We start from the raw sequence: 17595 nt of genomic DNA on the forward strand, positions 1-17595 counted from the left end.
ATAAAATTTACTCTGCTTCATTTATTATAAAAGTAAATGAATTGCCTGTTGCATTAATATCTCTGTTATATAAACTTTCTGCATAAGATGGCGGCACTGTAAAAGTTCCAGAAGATAATAATTTTATTTTATATGTTACCGTTCCTGAATAGTTTTCAGGGATATTCAAGTAAATAATTGCTCTATCTTCTCTAAATTCATGGTATTCATAAACTTTACTTACATTTGGACCTGATAATATCTCGGTGCCACCCGGAAGTAAATCTGTAACCGCAGTTATCACATTTTTGCCTTTCATATTACCTAGCTGGCGAATTTTTAATGAAACTGTAACTTCATCACCCTGCTTTCCTTCTGTTATTTCTCTACCATTTTTATCATAGAAAGTTTTTATAATTTCTAAACCATTTGATACTTGTGCAGGAATATTTTTATCAAAGCCGCTTGTTGTAATATAATAATAGTAACCTAACTTATTAGCTTTATCAAAAGATACATTAATATTTCTTATATTGCTAGAAAATACAGCTTTATTCTTATTTTTTTCATCAACTGTTATGCCTTTTCCTGCATCTTCATATTCAGGAAGCATGTAATTACCTGTGCTTATACCATAAAGAGCAGCAAGAGCAAAAGCACTTGAAAATGAATTATAGTATCCATCATTTATATAGTTTAAAATTTTATTGACAAAACTGCTGTCTTTTTCAATAAGTTTAGATGCATGCCTTCCAGTTAAATAAATATATCTTGAAATATTTGTAAGAGAATCATAAAAATCACCTAAAAATAAATACTTAATATATGATGGTTTAGATGATTTTAGAAGCTCATATCCTTTACTGTCATTTTTATAAAGCACATAGGAAGCTCCCATATATGATGCAATAAGAGAATTTTCCCAATTTTCATATTTTTTAGAGCAGTATTCTTCAAGCACACTTAATGCTCTTGAATTTACAGTTCCTGTTCTGGCAAGAATATATACTGCATAGGCAATATTATCTGCTTCATAATTATTATAAGGTCTTCGACCTGCAATTGTCTTCATATATTCCAATGCATTATTATAAAGTGTATCAGGCACATTAAAACCAAGCTCTCTGGCATCTATTAAAAGCTGAGTTGCATATATTGAAGCTATATCACTAATATATATACCACCACTCCAGTAAGTAAATCCGCTTCTATCTTTCTGGCGTTTTGTAAGCTCACGAATATATGCATTAAACACATCCTGCACTTCTTTTGTATTAATAGTGCCATTTGATGCTGCAAAAATCACAACAGGATATATTTTACTTGTAATCTGCTCAGTGCATCCATAAGGATAATTTTGAAGATAATTGCCTATACCTGACACAGCAATTAATGGATTGCTGGAAACTGCAACTTCTCTTTTCACAGCAAAATCATACATATCACGATTTGCGACTTTAATAGATGATTTTTCACCAGTGAAAGAGCCTAGCTGAATATTAGTTCTATATGGCACTGCAGGACGAACTGATAATGTAATTTTTGATTTTATTACATCTTTAATATCATTTGATTTTGCTTCAAGCACAATTTCTGCACTGCCTAATTCATCAAGCACTTCTACATCAAATAAAAGCAGAGCTTCACTGCCTTTATTAATAGTAACTGTTTTTGTTGTTTCTCCAATAATAGATAAATGTTTTGATGGTTTAGCTGTTACTGTAATTGTCGCACTATCTTTACCTTCTATTGAGTTTGTAATACCTGCTGATAATTTAAATTTGTCACCTGCTACAGCTGCATAAGGCATATTAGGTGTCATAATAATTGGTGCTCGGGAAATAAAAGCTATTTCTGTGCTGCCAACTGCATTATCAGATACTGCAACAGCCATAACTTTCATAGAGCCATTAAAATGCTCTGGTATTACAATAGTTTCTGTTTTCTTATCACCAGCCTTTACATCTATAATATGAGACCAGTGAGCAACAGGCTGCTCTACAACTCTTGCAAAAGGATTAAGTTTTTGTGCAATCATTCTAGCCATTGCTGCATTTTCACCACCACCAATACCTGAAAGTTCGCTTAATATTTTATAATCTGGCAGAATTAAGTCTGCTGTCTGTTTAGTAGTTACTAATAAAGCAACTTTCTGCATAAAGAAATCAAGCGGATTAGGAAGTTTATATCCTGCTACCTGAAGTATACCTTCATCTACTCCATAGACTATAATTTTCCCTGATTTATCTGCAGAATATTCCACATCTACACTGCTGCCGGGAAGCACAAATTCTGGTGTTTTAAGTGTAATATTAATTTTGTATTTTGATTTATCAATGCTAAATGGTGCAACAGCATAACTTAATGGTTTTGAATAAATATCTTTTGAAGCAATATCTCTTACAAAAGCCACATTTATATAACCATTACCCATTAAATCTTCCGGCACTTTTATTGTTTCTATTATAGTATTTGTATCTGCTTTAAACCATTTGTATGAATATACTTTTTCTTTTTCAACAGTAATTAAGCCATAACCTGAATAAGGTGCAGTAATATTCATATTTATTGTATCGCCAGCCTTATACTCTGCCTTATCAAGTTTTAAAGCAAGCTCTGCTTCCTTGGCAAGTGATGTATCTATACTTTTACTGCCTGAAACAAAATATTCTACTTTTCCTATAACAGTATTATCTTTATCAACAACTTCATATACTAATTCACCATTAACAGATGTAGGAAGCTCTATATCAGAGCCTTTATCGCTTATTGATAAGGAACCACTATTTACAACATTATATCTTTTAATAGTGCTGTATCTATATCTGCCGCTATTGTCTTTAATATACTGATTAACATAAGTAATGCGTGAAAGTCTGAATTTTAAATCATTAAGAGTGATTTTATTAAGATTACTATCCACTGCAATAAAGGTAACATTTGCCTTTTCATTTAAATTTAAATAATAAAGATAACTGTTTGTATAATAGCCCACTAAATAATCAGCTGGAGAAACTTTTATACTGTTATAACCAGTAACACCATCACCACTGCCTTTTTCAAAAACTTCTCCACTAAATTCAAGAAGATATGTTCCCCTTACAAAATCATTAAATAAATTAGATAAATTATACTCAGCATAACCATTATTATCTGTCTGCTTTTCATTAAGCTCTGGTTTATAAGGTTGACGAATTATAGATGTGCCATCTACATAAGGGTCTGTAAATCTGTATCCTTTAAACTCTGGAAAATACAATACTGATGGTGCAAAAGATACTTCTGCTTTTACACGCCTTTGAGCTGCTGGAGTACCAAACATATTATCTGCTTTTATTTTTGCTGTAATATTATCAGTTTTAATCCAGCCTTTTACATTTGAATGATTAAATGAAACATTAACACGAATAGTATCTGTATCAAATTCTTTTAATTGGAATGATACACTGCCAAGAGAAACCTCTTTATTTCCACTATTTGTTAAAAGATATATTGTTGCTGTATAATAGCCTGTTGTAAAATAACTTTGTGTTGCAATATCTAAATCTAAAAAACCTGATTTATCAAGAGAGTATTTTTCATTTAATATTACTTCATTTTTTGGAGATTTTACAGTTATCTCAACAGGAATACCTGATAAATCTTTCTGCCAGCCTGAATCTTTTATAATAGAAGCAATATGGATAGTTTCCCCAGGTCTGTATATTCCCCTGTCTGTAAACATCATTGCCTTTAATGAATCTGCACTGCTGATATATTCTCCACCAATATCAAATTTAGAATATTCAATATTTCTTTGATATGTAAGAGGAATATATGTATAATCATTATCTTTTTTAGCAGTGACCGCAATAGGCATATTACTAACACCATCATCTTCTGATATTTCATATTTAAAATGACCATTACTATCGGTCTGTCCTGAAATGATTGGAAGTCCATTTTTTGCTATCACTTCAACTAATGCATTTTTAACTGGCACTCCTTTTGATATGGAAGCAACAAAAACATCTACTTGTTTATTTTTGTTTTCTTTGGCTATCATATACATATCTGTAATAAGTATAAATCTTGATTCTTTTACATAACTGCTGCTACTGCTGTCATCTTCATATTCATCATAACTATAGTCATAATCATAATATGTATTGTCATAAATAATATGACCTGCTTCATCTAAACCATAAGCTTTTACATAATAAAGCCCCGGTTCTGCTCCAAGGTATTCTTCTATATTAATAGATGCATAACTTGGTATTACTCTGTCATTAGAAGCAAGTGGAAGTTTTGCTTTTTTATATTCAGCAAAGTTTGATGTATCCATCATATAACTATCTTTAAAAGAAACAACACCTAAACCAAAACTATTTGTAAAATTAATTATATGCTGCACCTGTTCTGGAAGTATTCTGCCTACTTCCACATTTAAAGCATTTACTCCCCTTGCTTCAAATGTAATCATTTTCTTACTTTTCAGTGAAAGAAGAGAACCCTGTTGCAAAATATTTATTTTCTGCGGAAGTTTGTTAAATATTATTCTTTCTTTATATCCAGTATTAAGTAATTTGCCTGATACTGAATTAACATTTTGTTTAATCGCAAAATAAAAACTTTTATCGCCACCATAATTTTTATCATAGTAAGCATCCACATAAAATGAAAGAACTGTATCAGCATTGGTGCCAGTATCAACTGGAGTCAAAGCAACTTTGCTTTTTACATCTTTATCAGAATATAAAAAGCTTTCAGCTTCATCATTTGTAATAAAAAGACCACTGTATTTGACCATATCTGCCATATTAACAGGCTGAGAAAATGTTACTGCAAGTATATTTCGTGGATTTCCTTTATTATCATTTGCAATAAAAGTCCTTACATTATCTACAAAAAAAGACTTTCCTTCAAGAATTTTGTTTATTGTATAAGAATGATATATTTCATATTTTAGTTTCCTGCTGCCATCAGCACTTGCAATTTTAGGAAGTGTAAAATTTAATACCATATCTTTATTTGTGAACATTTTGAATTTAGATGATGTAATAACAGCACCATAACCACTTTTATCAAATGTTACTTTAAATGGTATTTTCTGTCCTGATAATGTTAACTCTGCTTCTTTTTTAAACTGTTTCTGGTCAAATAAATAATTAAACATAATATGCAGAATATATTCTCTTTCTTCACTGTCAAAATTATTATTGATATATTCTGAACTTATTTGAAACATAAAAGGGTCTGTTGTAAAAGAAAAAGTATTACTTGATATTTCATAGTAATCGTTAAAAACTGTTTTATCAATAGTTACTGTATATTTTGTATCAGCTGTCCATTCCTGCTGTGGAATAAATAATAAAGATTTATTATTTTTCAGCTTCCATGCACCTTTTATTTTTGGCTCTATCTGTATATATTTTTCTATATTTTCAGAAACATCATCTTTAAAAGCAGTATATGCAGAATCTGAAGAAAATACAATATTCAGCATAGATGATGGCAATGAAATATTACTGCTTACTGGTTTTTCAACACTGTAAGTTAATAATATTTTATTTTTTACAGCAGTTTCTTTACTATTTTTTGCAGCACCACTTTTTGAAATATCCACCTGCTGGTTAGGATTATTAGATATTTCATAAGCATTTACACCCTGTTTGTTGTCCTGCTGGTTACTTCCCAGCTGCTGCATAGTATTTGATGTTTCCTGCATTGAAGTATTTTGTTTTTCATTATTTTTACAACCTGATAATACAAAAATAACTACTGTTGCTAAAAATAAACTTAATAATAATTTTTTCACACTACACTCCAATATTAAAATTCTTTACTACTTGCATCATTCATTATATCTGTAGAAATTTTATTTACTTTATCAGAAACTTCTTTTGTTGAAACTGCAACATTTAATGTGCTTGCAGTTACTTGCTGCAACTCTAAAACAGATGTATGCATTGTCTGCATTTCATCAGTCTGAGCTTTAATTGCAGAATCCATATCATTAATTGCTTCAACAAGTTTATTTGTATTTGATGAAATTTCCTGTAAATTTTTCTGAGTTCTTTCCGCCAGCTTTCTCACTTCATCTGCCACTACTGCAAACCCTCTGCCATGTTCTCCTGCACGAGCCGCTTCTATTGCTGCATTTAATGCTAAAAGGTCAGTCTGGTCTGCAACATCGTGAATTACATCTATAATATTTCTAATGGCTTCAGAATGTTCAACAACATCTTTTGCCCTTATATTTACCTGCTCCATAGATTCATTTAAATGCTCTAAAGATATAATATTTTTATCAAGGTTAGTAGACTGTATTTCTGCACTTGACTGTAAAGTATCTACATGGCTTTTTAATTCATTTGATGCACCCATTAAATTTTCACATGTATTCATAGAAGTATGCAGCATTTCCCTGATTCTGCTTCCCATTAAATTAATGCCATTAATAAATGCTAATAATTCACCTTCTAAAAAGCCGGCATCTATACTATCTCTGAAATCATTGGCAGAATATTTTTCTACAACAAATAAAATGCTCTGCATAGTTGAGCTTAAATGAGAAAAAGTCTCATTAATATTATCCTTTAATCTGTTTAATGCAGGATTATGAGTTGAAGCATTTATTGCTACATTTAAATACCCTTGTTTAACCTGTGCTGAAACCTTTAAAGATTCTTCTATTAAATTATCATCTTCTTTCAAGTTTGCATAAAGTCTTTTCATTTGTTCATTTACAGCATTAGATATTTCCATAATCTCATCTTTTCCACTTGGTTTATATATTGTTACTTCACTCTCTGATTTATGGTTTATATAATCAAAAAATTTAAATATAGATGTGGTTAATTTATAAAGCGGAACAACTACTACCATTCTTATAACAAGATTTACTGTAATAAAAAATACTAAAATAAAAATAATCATTCCTGCAAACATAATTGTGCGTAAAAGTAGAATATCTTTAATATAGTCATCTTCTAATGCACTAACTATTATATTCCAGCCTAAATCTTCATTATATATATCTTTAGCAATAAATTTTTTATTATTATAGTTATATAAAAACACATTATTTTCTTTTATTTTATCAGCAAATGGCAGACTGTTTGGTGAACCTGTAAATGATTGAGAACCAATAGTAAAAATATCATTTGCCTTATCAAAAGCTATAACATATCCATTTGTGCCTATTTTTATATTACCAACACTTTTGTTTAAAACTTCATAAGCTGGCTTTAAATTATACCCTATAAATAATATACCTGTAACATTATTATCAGCATCTTTTACTGGTTCATAAAAAGTAAGATAATCATTACCAAACAATGTGGCTTTCCCTAAATATGTTTTTCCTGATAATACAAGATTATATGCAGGATGATTATGGTCAAGTTTTGTATACATTGCACGCTTTCCATCAGCATCCTTCAATGATGTTGTAACACGGATAAAATCCTGCCCATCTTTTGCAAAAATTGTAGCAACATCATTTGTTGTATTTGAAAATCTGTCAAGCAATTCAGTTTCACCTGTAACCAAGCGGTCATTTAAATAATATGCAGGATAACCATTTTCTGCTTTACCACGAATATCAAATTCCGTATAACTTCCGTAATATGATTCTAGAAAATATTTAAATACACTCATAGAATTTTCACTATTTTTTTTAGACTGTTCAAGAATATTATCAAAAGAACTTTCAACTAAGTAACCTGCCTGCAAAATACTAAGCATTGCTCTATTTTCAGCACTTTTTGCAGCATATATACTTATAATAATGAATAATGCAGTTATAATAATAAGAATAGCAGGTGCATTTATCACTATCATCTTTTTAGATATTGATGCACTTTTTATATTAAACATATTCAAATCCTCCAATGATATAAAAACTTGTACATTTTTTAATATGAAAAAAGATGCCAGTCTAAAACCAAAATTAAAATAATGTAATCAATGTATAATAATATGTAAAATTTAAAATTGATACTATACTAAAAAAGCAAAAAAATAAACACTTATTTATCAGAATACCACAAATTAGATACTTTGCTTATAAATCAAGCTCTGTATTACCTGTTAAATTGCTGTAATCGTTTTTAGATTTTACAAAAAATACTAGAATTTATTAAATAAATAAGTTATTGTATTTTTGAAAAATATTATGGAGAATTTTATGACAGCAAAAGATGCATTAAATCTTGTAAAAGAAGATGTTGAAAAAGTGGAACAGTTTTTAAAAGATGATATAAAAACATCTGTTCATTTAATAAACGAAGTAATTTTATACCTGCTTTCAAGCGGTGGCAAAAGGCTCCGTCCTGTATTTCTTGCATTATCTGCCAGAATGTGTGGATATAAAGGCGAAAATATACCTGCAATGAGTGCTGTTATAGAATATATTCATACTGCTACTTTACTTCATGATGATATTATTGATGGAGCAAAATATAGAAGAAAATGCCCTACTGCAAATAGCTTATATGGCAATGATGTAGCTGTTTTATGTGGTGATTTTCTCTATTCTAGAAGCTATATTACATTAACTGAATATGGTGCAAAACAAGTGCAGATGATACTTTCTTCTGCAGCTCTTACTATGAGTGAAGGCGAAGTAATACAGCTTTTAAAAACAGGCGATATTAACTTAACTTTTGATGATTATATCCAAATTATTACACGAAAAACTGCAGTGCTTTTTTCTGCAGCATGTGAAATTGGTGGAAGACTTGCAGAAGTTAGTGAAGATAAAATAAAAGCCTTAAAAAATTTTGGTTATTATTTAGGGCTTGGCTTCCAAATGACTGATGATATTTTAGACTATATGGGAAATCCTGAAATAACAGGCAAAAAAAATGGAACAGATTTATTTGAAGGAAAGCTGACACTGCCTGTTATCAAAACATTAGAAAAAACTAATGATAGTGAAAAAAATATTATTGCAGAAATATTTAAGAAAAAGGAAAGAAATGATGATGATTTAAAAGTTTTAAAAGATATTATGATAAAATATGATATTGAAAAAATATCTGAAAAAACAGCTGATGAATATATAAATAAGTCACTTAACTCTCTTAATGTTTTTGAAGATAATGATTACAGAAAAGCACTTATTGCATTAGCACTTGCAATGGTTGGAAGGATTGCATAAATAATTTATATTAAAATGAAGAAAACTGTTATTGTTATACTGCTGTTTAATGTTATTACTGCATGCTCTAAAGAGAAATTTATCACTTATCATTTTTTCTCTTTAGGCACTATTATAGATATTACAATACAGGAAAAATATGCAGAATATCTGCCAGAAATTAATAAATATATTAATAATTTATCAGACATTGTTCTTTTAGATGAAAAAAACATTAATACTGCTTATGCTGATGAGAAGATTAATATTTCAAAAGAAACTATTGATATATATAAAAAATCTATTTTTTATTATAATATTAGTATAAAATATGACCCTTCATCATATACTGTTTCATCATTATACGGTTTTCCTGAAGGACCATATCATATACCTGCTGAAAAAGATATTATTAATGCAAAAATAAATGCTGGGTTTGATAAACTAATATTAAATAATGATTATTTTATAAAAAAAAGTAATCTGTTGGTTGATTTTAGTGCTAATGCTAAAGGATATATTGTTGATAAAACAGTAGAATATATGAAAAACTTATCAATAGATAATTTTATAATTAATGCAGGTGGAGATTTATATATTTCAGGTAAAAAAAATAAAGAATACTTTAATACTGGTATTATTGACCCAGATAACAAAAATACTACACTAAGTATAGTAAATATTGAAAATATGGCTCTTGCAACAAGTGGAAATTATGAAAGATACTTTATAGATAATGATAAATATATAAGCCATATTTTTGAAGGCATAACTTATGAACCTGTAAATAACTATAAATCAGTAAGCGTAATAGCAGAGAATGCTGAAAAAGCTGATGGATTTGCTACTCTTTTTTATCTTTTGGATATTAATGAGATAACAAACTATTGTAAAAAGTTTAATGTTGCAGTATTAATATTGACAAACAACCATAAAATTGTCAAACTTTGTAATTGGGAAAAATATGAAAAATTATAACTTTATTTTAGCAAGTGCCTCTCCTAGAAGAAAAGAACTTTTATCAATTTATATAAAAGATTTTAAAATAATAACTGCAGATATTGATGAAACTATTCCTTTTAATATCCCATTAGAAGATGCACCGCTTTATATTGCAAAAGAAAAAGCTGCTGCTGTATTTCACAGATTAGATAAAGAAGATATAATGATTACTGCAGATACTATTGTGCTGCTTGAAAATAAAATATACGGCAAACCTAAAGATAAACTTGATGCTTATAATATGATAAAAACATTATCTGGTAAAACTCATCAAGTTATAACAGGTGTATGCTGTTATAGTAAAGATAATCATGTTAATATAGAATTTTCTGATATAACAAATGTTTCTTTTACAGATATAGATGATGAAATAATAGAAAAATATCTGGAAAATGCAGAATATATTGATAAAGCTGGTGCTTATGCTGTGCAGGGCATTGCTTCTATGTTTGTAGAAAAAATAGATGGCAGCTATGATAATGTGGTAGGGCTGCCTATGGGCAGGCTTGCCCGAAATTTGATAGAGTATAAAATAAATTTATTTTAATAAGGAGGTTTTTATGCTTGAGAGAAATCTTTATAATATGCTTTATGAAAACACTAAAAAATTCCCAAAAAGAACTTTTATTTATTTTGAAGAAAAAAAATATACATATACAGAAGGGTTTAAAATAATAAATCAAATGGCAGCCTTTATGCAGAAAAAAGGCGTAAAAAAAGGCGATAAAGTTATTATTATGCTTGGCAACTCTCCAGAATATGTTTTATCTGTATTTGCAGTATTTGCATGCGGAGCAATTGCTATACCTATAAACACATTCTTTAAAGGAAATGAAGCATCATATATTGTTGAAAATAGTGAAGCATTATTTATGATTACAGAAGGACAGTTTGAAGCAGTAGTAGAAGAAGTTCGTGTTCAGTGCAAAAAATTACAAGAAATATTTACTTTTGATAATAAAATTGTTAATACCCTTAATTTTTATGAGTATATTGATAATATGCCTGATGCACCAATTGAATGTAAAGCATCTGTTCATGATTTAGCTTTGTTTATATATACATCAGGCACAACAGGACACCCAAAAGGTGCTATGCTTTCTCATTATAACCTGCTAGAAAATGCAACAAGCTGTGATAAAATGATTAATGCTAACCATAAAGATAAGTTTTTAATCCTGCTGCCAATGTTCCATACTTATACATTTACAACATGTATAATTTACCCTATAAGTGTAGGAAGCACACTTATTATTCTTCGCTCAGTAATGGATATGAAAAAAGACAGCTTCAAGAAAATATTAATTTTTCAAAGACCAACAATTATGCTTGGTGTGCCTCAAATATATTCTGTTATGGCAAAATCTCCTATGCCAAAATGGTTTATTAAACTGCTATACCCTATCAAAATACATATATCTGGTGGTGCTGCACTGCCTGCAGAAATATTTAACCAGTTTAAGAAAAAATTTGGTATTAATGTTATTGAAGGTTATGGACTTTCAGAAGCATCTCCTGTTGTTGCACTAAACCCACTTAATAAACAAAAACAAGGCACGATTGGTGTAACACTTCCAAATATTCAGGCAAAAATTATAGGAGAAGATGAAACAGAGCTGCCAAGAGGACAAGTTGGCGAATTAATTATTAAAGGTCCTAATGTTATGCAGGGATACTGGCATATGCCACAGGCAACTGATGATACAATAAAAAATGGCTGGCTTTTTACTGGCGACTTTGCCACTATGGATGAAGATGGATATATTTCAATCATAGACAGGAAAAAAGATTTAATCATAGTTAAAGGTATGAATGTTTATCCTAGGGAAGTGGAAGAAGTAATTTATAAATATCCTGGAGTTGATGCTGTTGCTGTTATTGGTATCCCATCTATTGAGCAGGGAGAGATTATTGCCGCATATATTCAGGCAAAAGAAAATGAAACTATAGATGAAAAAGATTTAAGAAATTATCTGGCAAAACATTTAGCCAACTTTAAACTTCCTCGTATTATTAATGTTATAGAAAATATACCATTAACTGCTACAGGAAAAGTTCTTAAAAGAGAGCTTAAAGAGCTTGTTAAAAATGGCAAAATTTAATGGAAATAACATATTATAATATACTCCTTCCTGTTCCAACAGAAGGGGTATATACTTATTTTTCAGAAGGATTATTACATACAGGCGAAAGAGTTGTTGTGCCTTTTAGAAAAAGAGAAATTACAGGAATTGTGCTTGAAAAAATAGAAAAACCTGATTTTGAATGTAAAGAAATCATAATGGTATGTGATAACACACCACTTTTTTCTAAAGAATATATTACATTTTTAAAAAATATTGCTTCATATTATACATGCCCTATGGGACTTGTTCTGCAAGGAATATTATCAGAAAAAATATTAAATATGGAAATATCAGATACTGAGCCTGTAAAAAAACACCCGATTAAAGATATTATACTTACAAATGAACAGCAGGAAATAGCAGACAGTATTCAATTAAACACTTACTGCTGCCACTTAATCAAAGGGATTACAGGAAGTGGAAAAACAGAAATATATCAAGAAGTTGCAAAAAAAGTAATAAACAGTGGCAGACAGGTATTATATATTGTTCCAGAAATTTCATTAACACCACAGCTTATTGAAAGACTTTCATACAGACTTGGAGTAGAGCCATCTATATACCACTATAAGCTTACACATAAAGCACGGAAAAAACATTTTACAGATTTTGTTACTGACAATTCTAAATTTATGCTTGGTGCAAGAAGTGCATTATTTGTTCCTGCAAAAAACATAGGACTTATTATAGTTGATGAAGAACATGAACACTCTTATAAACAAGATGAATCACCATCATATCACCTGCGTGATATGGCTGTAATGTATGGAAATATTTTAAATATACCTATAATTTTAGGCAGTGCAACCCCTTCTGCTGAATCTATATATAATGCTGAATGCGGAAAATATGTTCTTCATTCTCTGCTTGAAAGGCCTAACAATGCAACTCTTCCTAAAATTGAAATAATTGATATGAAAGCTACTAATCTTATAGGCTCAATGATTGCAGAACCTATATATGATGAGCTTTCAAATATTGTAAAGCGTGATGAGCAGGCAATTATACTGCTTAACAGAAAAGGATATTCTACATATCTTTACTGCCAGCAATGCGGTGCTTTAGCTGAATGTGTTAACTGCTCTGTTGGACTTGTTTCATTTAAGTCAAAAAATAAATCATTGTGCAGATACTGTAATACTGAATATAATATTTTAACATGTTCTGTATGCGGCTCAAAAATCTTTCAAGAATATGGATATGGCACTGAAAAAATTGAAGAATTTTTAGAATCAATGTTTCCTGATAAAATAATACGCATAGATACTGAAAGTGTATCTTCCATTAAAACTTTAAATAAAAATTTAAAAAGGTTTGAAAATAAAGAAGCAAATATTTTATTAGGTACTCAATTAATTGCAAAAGGGCTTCATTTTCCAGAAGTAACTTTTGTTGGTGTTTTAGGAATTGATAATTTAATGGCACTGCCTGATTTTAGAGCAATGGAAAAAGCATATCAGCTTTTAGTGCAGGTTTCAGGCAGAGCAGGCAGAGAACATTTAAGCGGCAAAGTATATATACAAACTATGAACCCAGAAGTGCCTATATTTAATATGCTTGATAATACTGATTTAGAATTTTACAAATGGGAATTAAGCAGAAGAAATATAACTCAATACCCGCCATTTACAAAACTTGCAAGACTTATTTTCAGTTATATTAATCAGGAAGAATGTTATAATACAGCTAAAATCACAGCAAATACTTTAAAATCATTAAAAGAAGCAGCAAATCTTACTATATATGGTCCAAAAGATGCCACCCTTGCAAAACTGCAAAACAAATACAGATATGAAATTTTAATAAAATCTTCAACCAACAGCGACTTAAATAAAGCTCTTATTATTGCACAGCAGATATTTAATAAATGCAAAAAAGGTGCTATGCGGTTAAAAATAGATAAAGACCCTTATTTTATGATGTAAATTATTGATTTTTTTCGCTATGCAGTATAGCACTTTCTGCTAAAATAATTTTTGCTATATCCTGCTTGCTTTGTCTTCCTGTGTGAGTAATATGTCCATCTGCAAAAAATAATGTTACTTCATTATCCATGCTGTTAAAGCCTATATCTTTGCGTGATACATCATTTGCAGCTATAATATCTGCATTTTTCTTTTCCAGCTTTTGTTTTGCATATTCTTCCATATTATTAGTTTCTGCCGCAAAACCAACTAATATCTGGTTATCTTTTTTATTTGCTCCCGCATAGCTTAAAATATCTTTTGTTTTTTTAAGATTTATTGTTAATTCATCATCATTCTTTTTTATTTTGATATTTTCATAAACTGGAGCATAATCTGCAACAGCTGCTGCCATAATAATAATATCAGCATCATTATAAAATGAAAGAAAAGCATTATACATATCTTCTGCACTAACTACTTTATGTATATTTGGTATATCTGAAACAATACTTACTTCTCCAGAAATTAAAATAACATTTGCACCCATTTTATGTGCTTCTTCTGCAAGAGCATACCCCATTTTACCACTTGATTCATTTGTTATATATCTTACAGGGTCAAAATATTCTTTTGTTGGTCCAGCAGTAATAAGTATAGTAAGCCCTGAAAGCATATCATTTTCTACTTTCAAAGATAAATTATTTTTATTATTTAAAATATTCAGCACTTTTTCAGCAATAATATCAGGCTCCTGCATTTTGCCTTCACCTTCTGTCTGGCAGGCAAGCAGACCTGATGCAGGAAGTATCATATATATTCCTTTTGACTGTAAACTTTTAATATTTTCCTGCACTATCACATTATTATACATATTAGTATTCATAGCAGGTGCTAAAACAAGTGGACACTTTAAAGCAAGTATAGTAGATAAAAGCTCATTATCAGCAATACCAGCATTAATTTTACCAATAATATTTGCAGTAGCTGGTGCAATAATGCATATATCTGCCCATAAAGCATAATCTATATGGCTTATAGGTTTTGGAGTATTATCTTCCCTTAATACAGGGTTTAATGATAATGCTTCAAATGTAGTATGACCAACAAAACTTTCTGCCTTTTTAGTCATCACCACTTTTACATTATGCCTTGCTCTAATAAACTCTCTAACAAGATATGCAGTTTTATAGGCAGCTATGCCGCCAGTTACACCAACTAAAATATTACTCATATAACTTTCCTTATATAAAAAACCCTTCTGCTTTATATGCAAAAGGGCTTATTATTTATTTGCTTGTAAATGCTTTAATCAAATCAATAGGTATTGGAATAATTGTTGATTTATTATTATCCTTTGATGTCATTTCTGATAATGTCTGTAAGTAACGAAGCTGCAGAGTTACAGGGTTTTCTCCCATAATGCGGGAAGCCTCTGCAAGTTTTTCAGCAGCCTGATATTCACCTTCTGCTAAAATGATTTTTGCTCTTCTTTCCCTTTCTGATTCTGCCTGACGGCTCATAGCTTTCTGCATTTCAGCAGGTAAATCAATATGTTTTATTTCAACAGCAGCTATTTTTACACCCCAAGGGTCTGTTTGAGCATCTATAATAGACTGCATTTCTTTATTAATTTTTTCTCTACTTGATAATAAATCATCAAGCTCAAACTGACCAATAATACTTCTTAATGTAGTCTGCGAAATCTGGCTTGTAGCATAGTAAACATCATCTACTTCTAAAATAGATTTTTCTGGAGAAAGCACTTTAAAATAAACAACTGCATTAACTTTTACAGAAACATTATCTTTAGTAATAATATCCTGCGGTGGAACATCCATTACAATAGTTCTCATATTTACTTTTACCATTTGTTCTAAAATAGGAATTAAAATAATCAAACCGGGACCCCTGACACCAGCATAGCGTCCAAGTCTGAATACAACAGCCCTTTCATATTCCTGCAAAATTTTAATACTTGAAAACAGTAAAAATATAATTAGCAATGCAAAAACTACCATGATAGATAAAGATGTAAACATAAACTCTCCTTGCAATATTTTTATAAAATTGCTATATTCATATAAGTAATGTGCTATCATAGCAAAATATTTTATTTTTTGCAATTGATATATTGGAGCGAATATGACTAAAAGTATGACAGGATATGGAAAATACAGCAAATCCACAGAAAAATATGATATATCTATTGAAATAAAATCTGTTAATAGTAAATATTTTGATATTAATTTCAGGCTGCCAAAATCTGTTTCAGCACTTGAAATCACTCTCCGCCAGCCATTACAGGATATATTTATCAGGGGCAAAATAGATGTGCGAATTGACATAAATATGCATACTATTACAAAGTATCCATCTTTAAATACTGACCTTGTTAAAGTTTACAGAGAAATCTTTACAAAAATTGCAGAAGAAGCAAATATTGAAAATAAACCAAAACTTGACCATTTTCTTAGAATGCCTGATGTGGTGGATTATATAAATGATGATTCTATGGAAGAAGAACTTGAAAAAATTACCTATGAAGCAGTAATAGAATGTGCTAAAAAATTAGATGAAATGAGGCAGAAAGAAGGTATAGCATTAGAAAAAGATATTACTGCAAGGTTACATAACTTAGCTGAAAATGTAAAATTAATTGAAAATGCAAAAGAAGATGTTTTTGAAATTTGGAAAAATAAATTTATTAAGCGCATGCAGGATATGGGAGTAGATGCAAACTATGAAGAAAGAATTGTTCAAGAAGCATCTATTATGGGAGAAAAAGCAGATATTACAGAAGAAATAACCAGATTAAAATCACATCTTATACAATTTAACCATATATTAAAAGAAGAATATCCTGTTGGTAAAAAACTTGATTTTCTAAGTCAGGAAATACACAGAGAGCTTAACACTATCGCGTCAAAAAGCTCTAAACAGGAAATTATTTCTACAGTTGTTGAATCAAAAGCAGAATCTGACAGAATTAGAGAGCAGGTCCAAAATATTATATAATTATTATTCTCAATTAAAAACTGGACTTACACAAAAATTTTACATCGCAGTCATTTTGAGCCTGATTTTAAAGGCGAAAAATCTAAATTATATATATTGCAATAAAGTATAATATATTTAAATTATTTGTTCTTAGATACTTCGCCTAAATGGCTCAGTATGATACGGAAGCAGGCTCACAGGTGAACTTACACAAAAAATTTGCACCACAGTCATTTTGAGCCTGATTTTAAAGACGAAAAATCTAAATTATATATTACAAGAGTGTATAATATATTTAAATTATCTTATTTTTTAGATGCTTCGCTGTATTTCAAGCTCAGCAAGACCATATTTACTTTATAAGCTCTATATATGGATTAGTCTAAGTTTTTTGTATAAATCCATATGTTAACTTATTTCAACAATCTATATCAAAAATAATTTAAATCATATTGATAAA

Annotated in this window: 10 protein-coding genes and 1 pseudogene; 6 read left to right on the plus strand and 5 right to left on the minus strand. The window is 29.8% G+C overall.

Going from position 1 to position 17595, the window contains the following annotated elements; translation table 11 throughout:
• Positions 1 to 7: 7 nt before the first annotated feature.
• The 3 genes and pseudogenes from N508_RS02205 to N508_RS11005 form a co-directional block, all read right to left on the minus strand.
• Positions 8 to 5776, minus strand: a complete 5769-nt coding sequence (locus N508_RS02205) for an alpha-2-macroglobulin family protein (protein ID WP_023276452.1) — start codon at positions 5774 to 5776, stop codon at positions 8 to 10.
• A 14-nt stretch (positions 5777 to 5790) separates the two neighbouring features.
• Positions 5791 to 6909 (minus strand): methyl-accepting chemotaxis protein, encoded by a 1119-nt coding sequence (locus N508_RS11000; RefSeq protein WP_430691813.1) that lies wholly within the window; start codon positions 6907 to 6909, stop codon positions 5791 to 5793.
• A 39-nt stretch (positions 6910 to 6948) separates the two neighbouring features.
• A pseudogene (locus N508_RS11005) lies at positions 6949 to 7839 on the minus strand (Cache 3/Cache 2 fusion domain-containing protein); the annotation flags it as partial.
• 310 nt (positions 7840 to 8149) lie between these two features.
• Between N508_RS11005 and N508_RS02215 the strand changes: the two are divergent.
• From N508_RS02215 to priA, 5 genes are read left to right on the plus strand one after another with little or no spacing between them, the layout of a single operon-like run.
• On the plus strand, positions 8150 to 9124 hold the full coding sequence (locus N508_RS02215; protein WP_023276454.1) for a polyprenyl synthetase family protein: 975 nt from the start codon (positions 8150 to 8152) through the stop codon (positions 9122 to 9124).
• A gap of 15 nt (positions 9125 to 9139) precedes the next feature.
• On the plus strand, positions 9140 to 10081 hold the full coding sequence (locus N508_RS02220; RefSeq protein ID WP_023276455.1) for an FAD:protein FMN transferase: 942 nt from the start codon (positions 9140 to 9142) through the stop codon (positions 10079 to 10081).
• Positions 10068 to 10652, plus strand: a complete 585-nt coding sequence (locus N508_RS02225; protein ID WP_023276456.1) for a Maf family protein — start codon at positions 10068 to 10070, stop codon at positions 10650 to 10652. The genes N508_RS02220 and N508_RS02225 overlap by 14 nt, the downstream gene beginning before the upstream one ends.
• A gap of 13 nt (positions 10653 to 10665) precedes the next feature.
• Positions 10666 to 12207 carry a long-chain-fatty-acid--CoA ligase gene (locus tag N508_RS02230; protein ID WP_023276457.1) on the plus strand — a complete coding sequence of 514 codons (1542 nt, stop codon included), beginning with the start codon at positions 10666 to 10668 and terminating at the stop codon, positions 12205 to 12207.
• On the plus strand, positions 12207 to 14156 hold the full coding sequence (gene priA / locus N508_RS02235) for a replication restart helicase PriA (RefSeq protein WP_023276458.1): 1950 nt from the start codon (positions 12207 to 12209) through the stop codon (positions 14154 to 14156). The genes N508_RS02230 and priA overlap by 1 nt, the downstream gene beginning before the upstream one ends.
• A gap of 1 nt (position 14157) precedes the next feature.
• On the opposite strand, the gene coaBC is transcribed toward priA, so the two are convergent.
• Together coaBC and N508_RS02245 are read right to left on the minus strand one after the other, a co-directional pair.
• Positions 14158 to 15369: a bifunctional phosphopantothenoylcysteine decarboxylase/phosphopantothenate--cysteine ligase CoaBC gene (coaBC, locus tag N508_RS02240; RefSeq protein WP_023276459.1), complete on the minus strand. Its 1212-nt coding sequence runs from the start codon at positions 15367 to 15369 to the stop codon at positions 14158 to 14160.
• Between the two features lie 55 nt (positions 15370 to 15424).
• Positions 15425 to 16177, minus strand: coding sequence for a slipin family protein (locus N508_RS02245; RefSeq protein ID WP_023276460.1), 753 nt, complete (start codon positions 16175 to 16177; stop codon positions 15425 to 15427).
• Between the two features lie 103 nt (positions 16178 to 16280).
• Between N508_RS02245 and N508_RS02250 the strand changes: the two genes are divergently transcribed.
• Positions 16281 to 17153 (plus strand): YicC/YloC family endoribonuclease, encoded by an 873-nt coding sequence (locus tag N508_RS02250; RefSeq protein ID WP_023276461.1) that lies wholly within the window; start codon positions 16281 to 16283, stop codon positions 17151 to 17153.
• The last annotated feature ends 442 nt before the right edge of the window (positions 17154 to 17595 follow it).

The sequence above is a fragment of the Mucispirillum schaedleri ASF457 genome, assembly GCF_000487995.2.
GTDB lineage: Bacteria > Chrysiogenota > Deferribacteres > Deferribacterales > Mucispirillaceae > Mucispirillum > Mucispirillum schaedleri.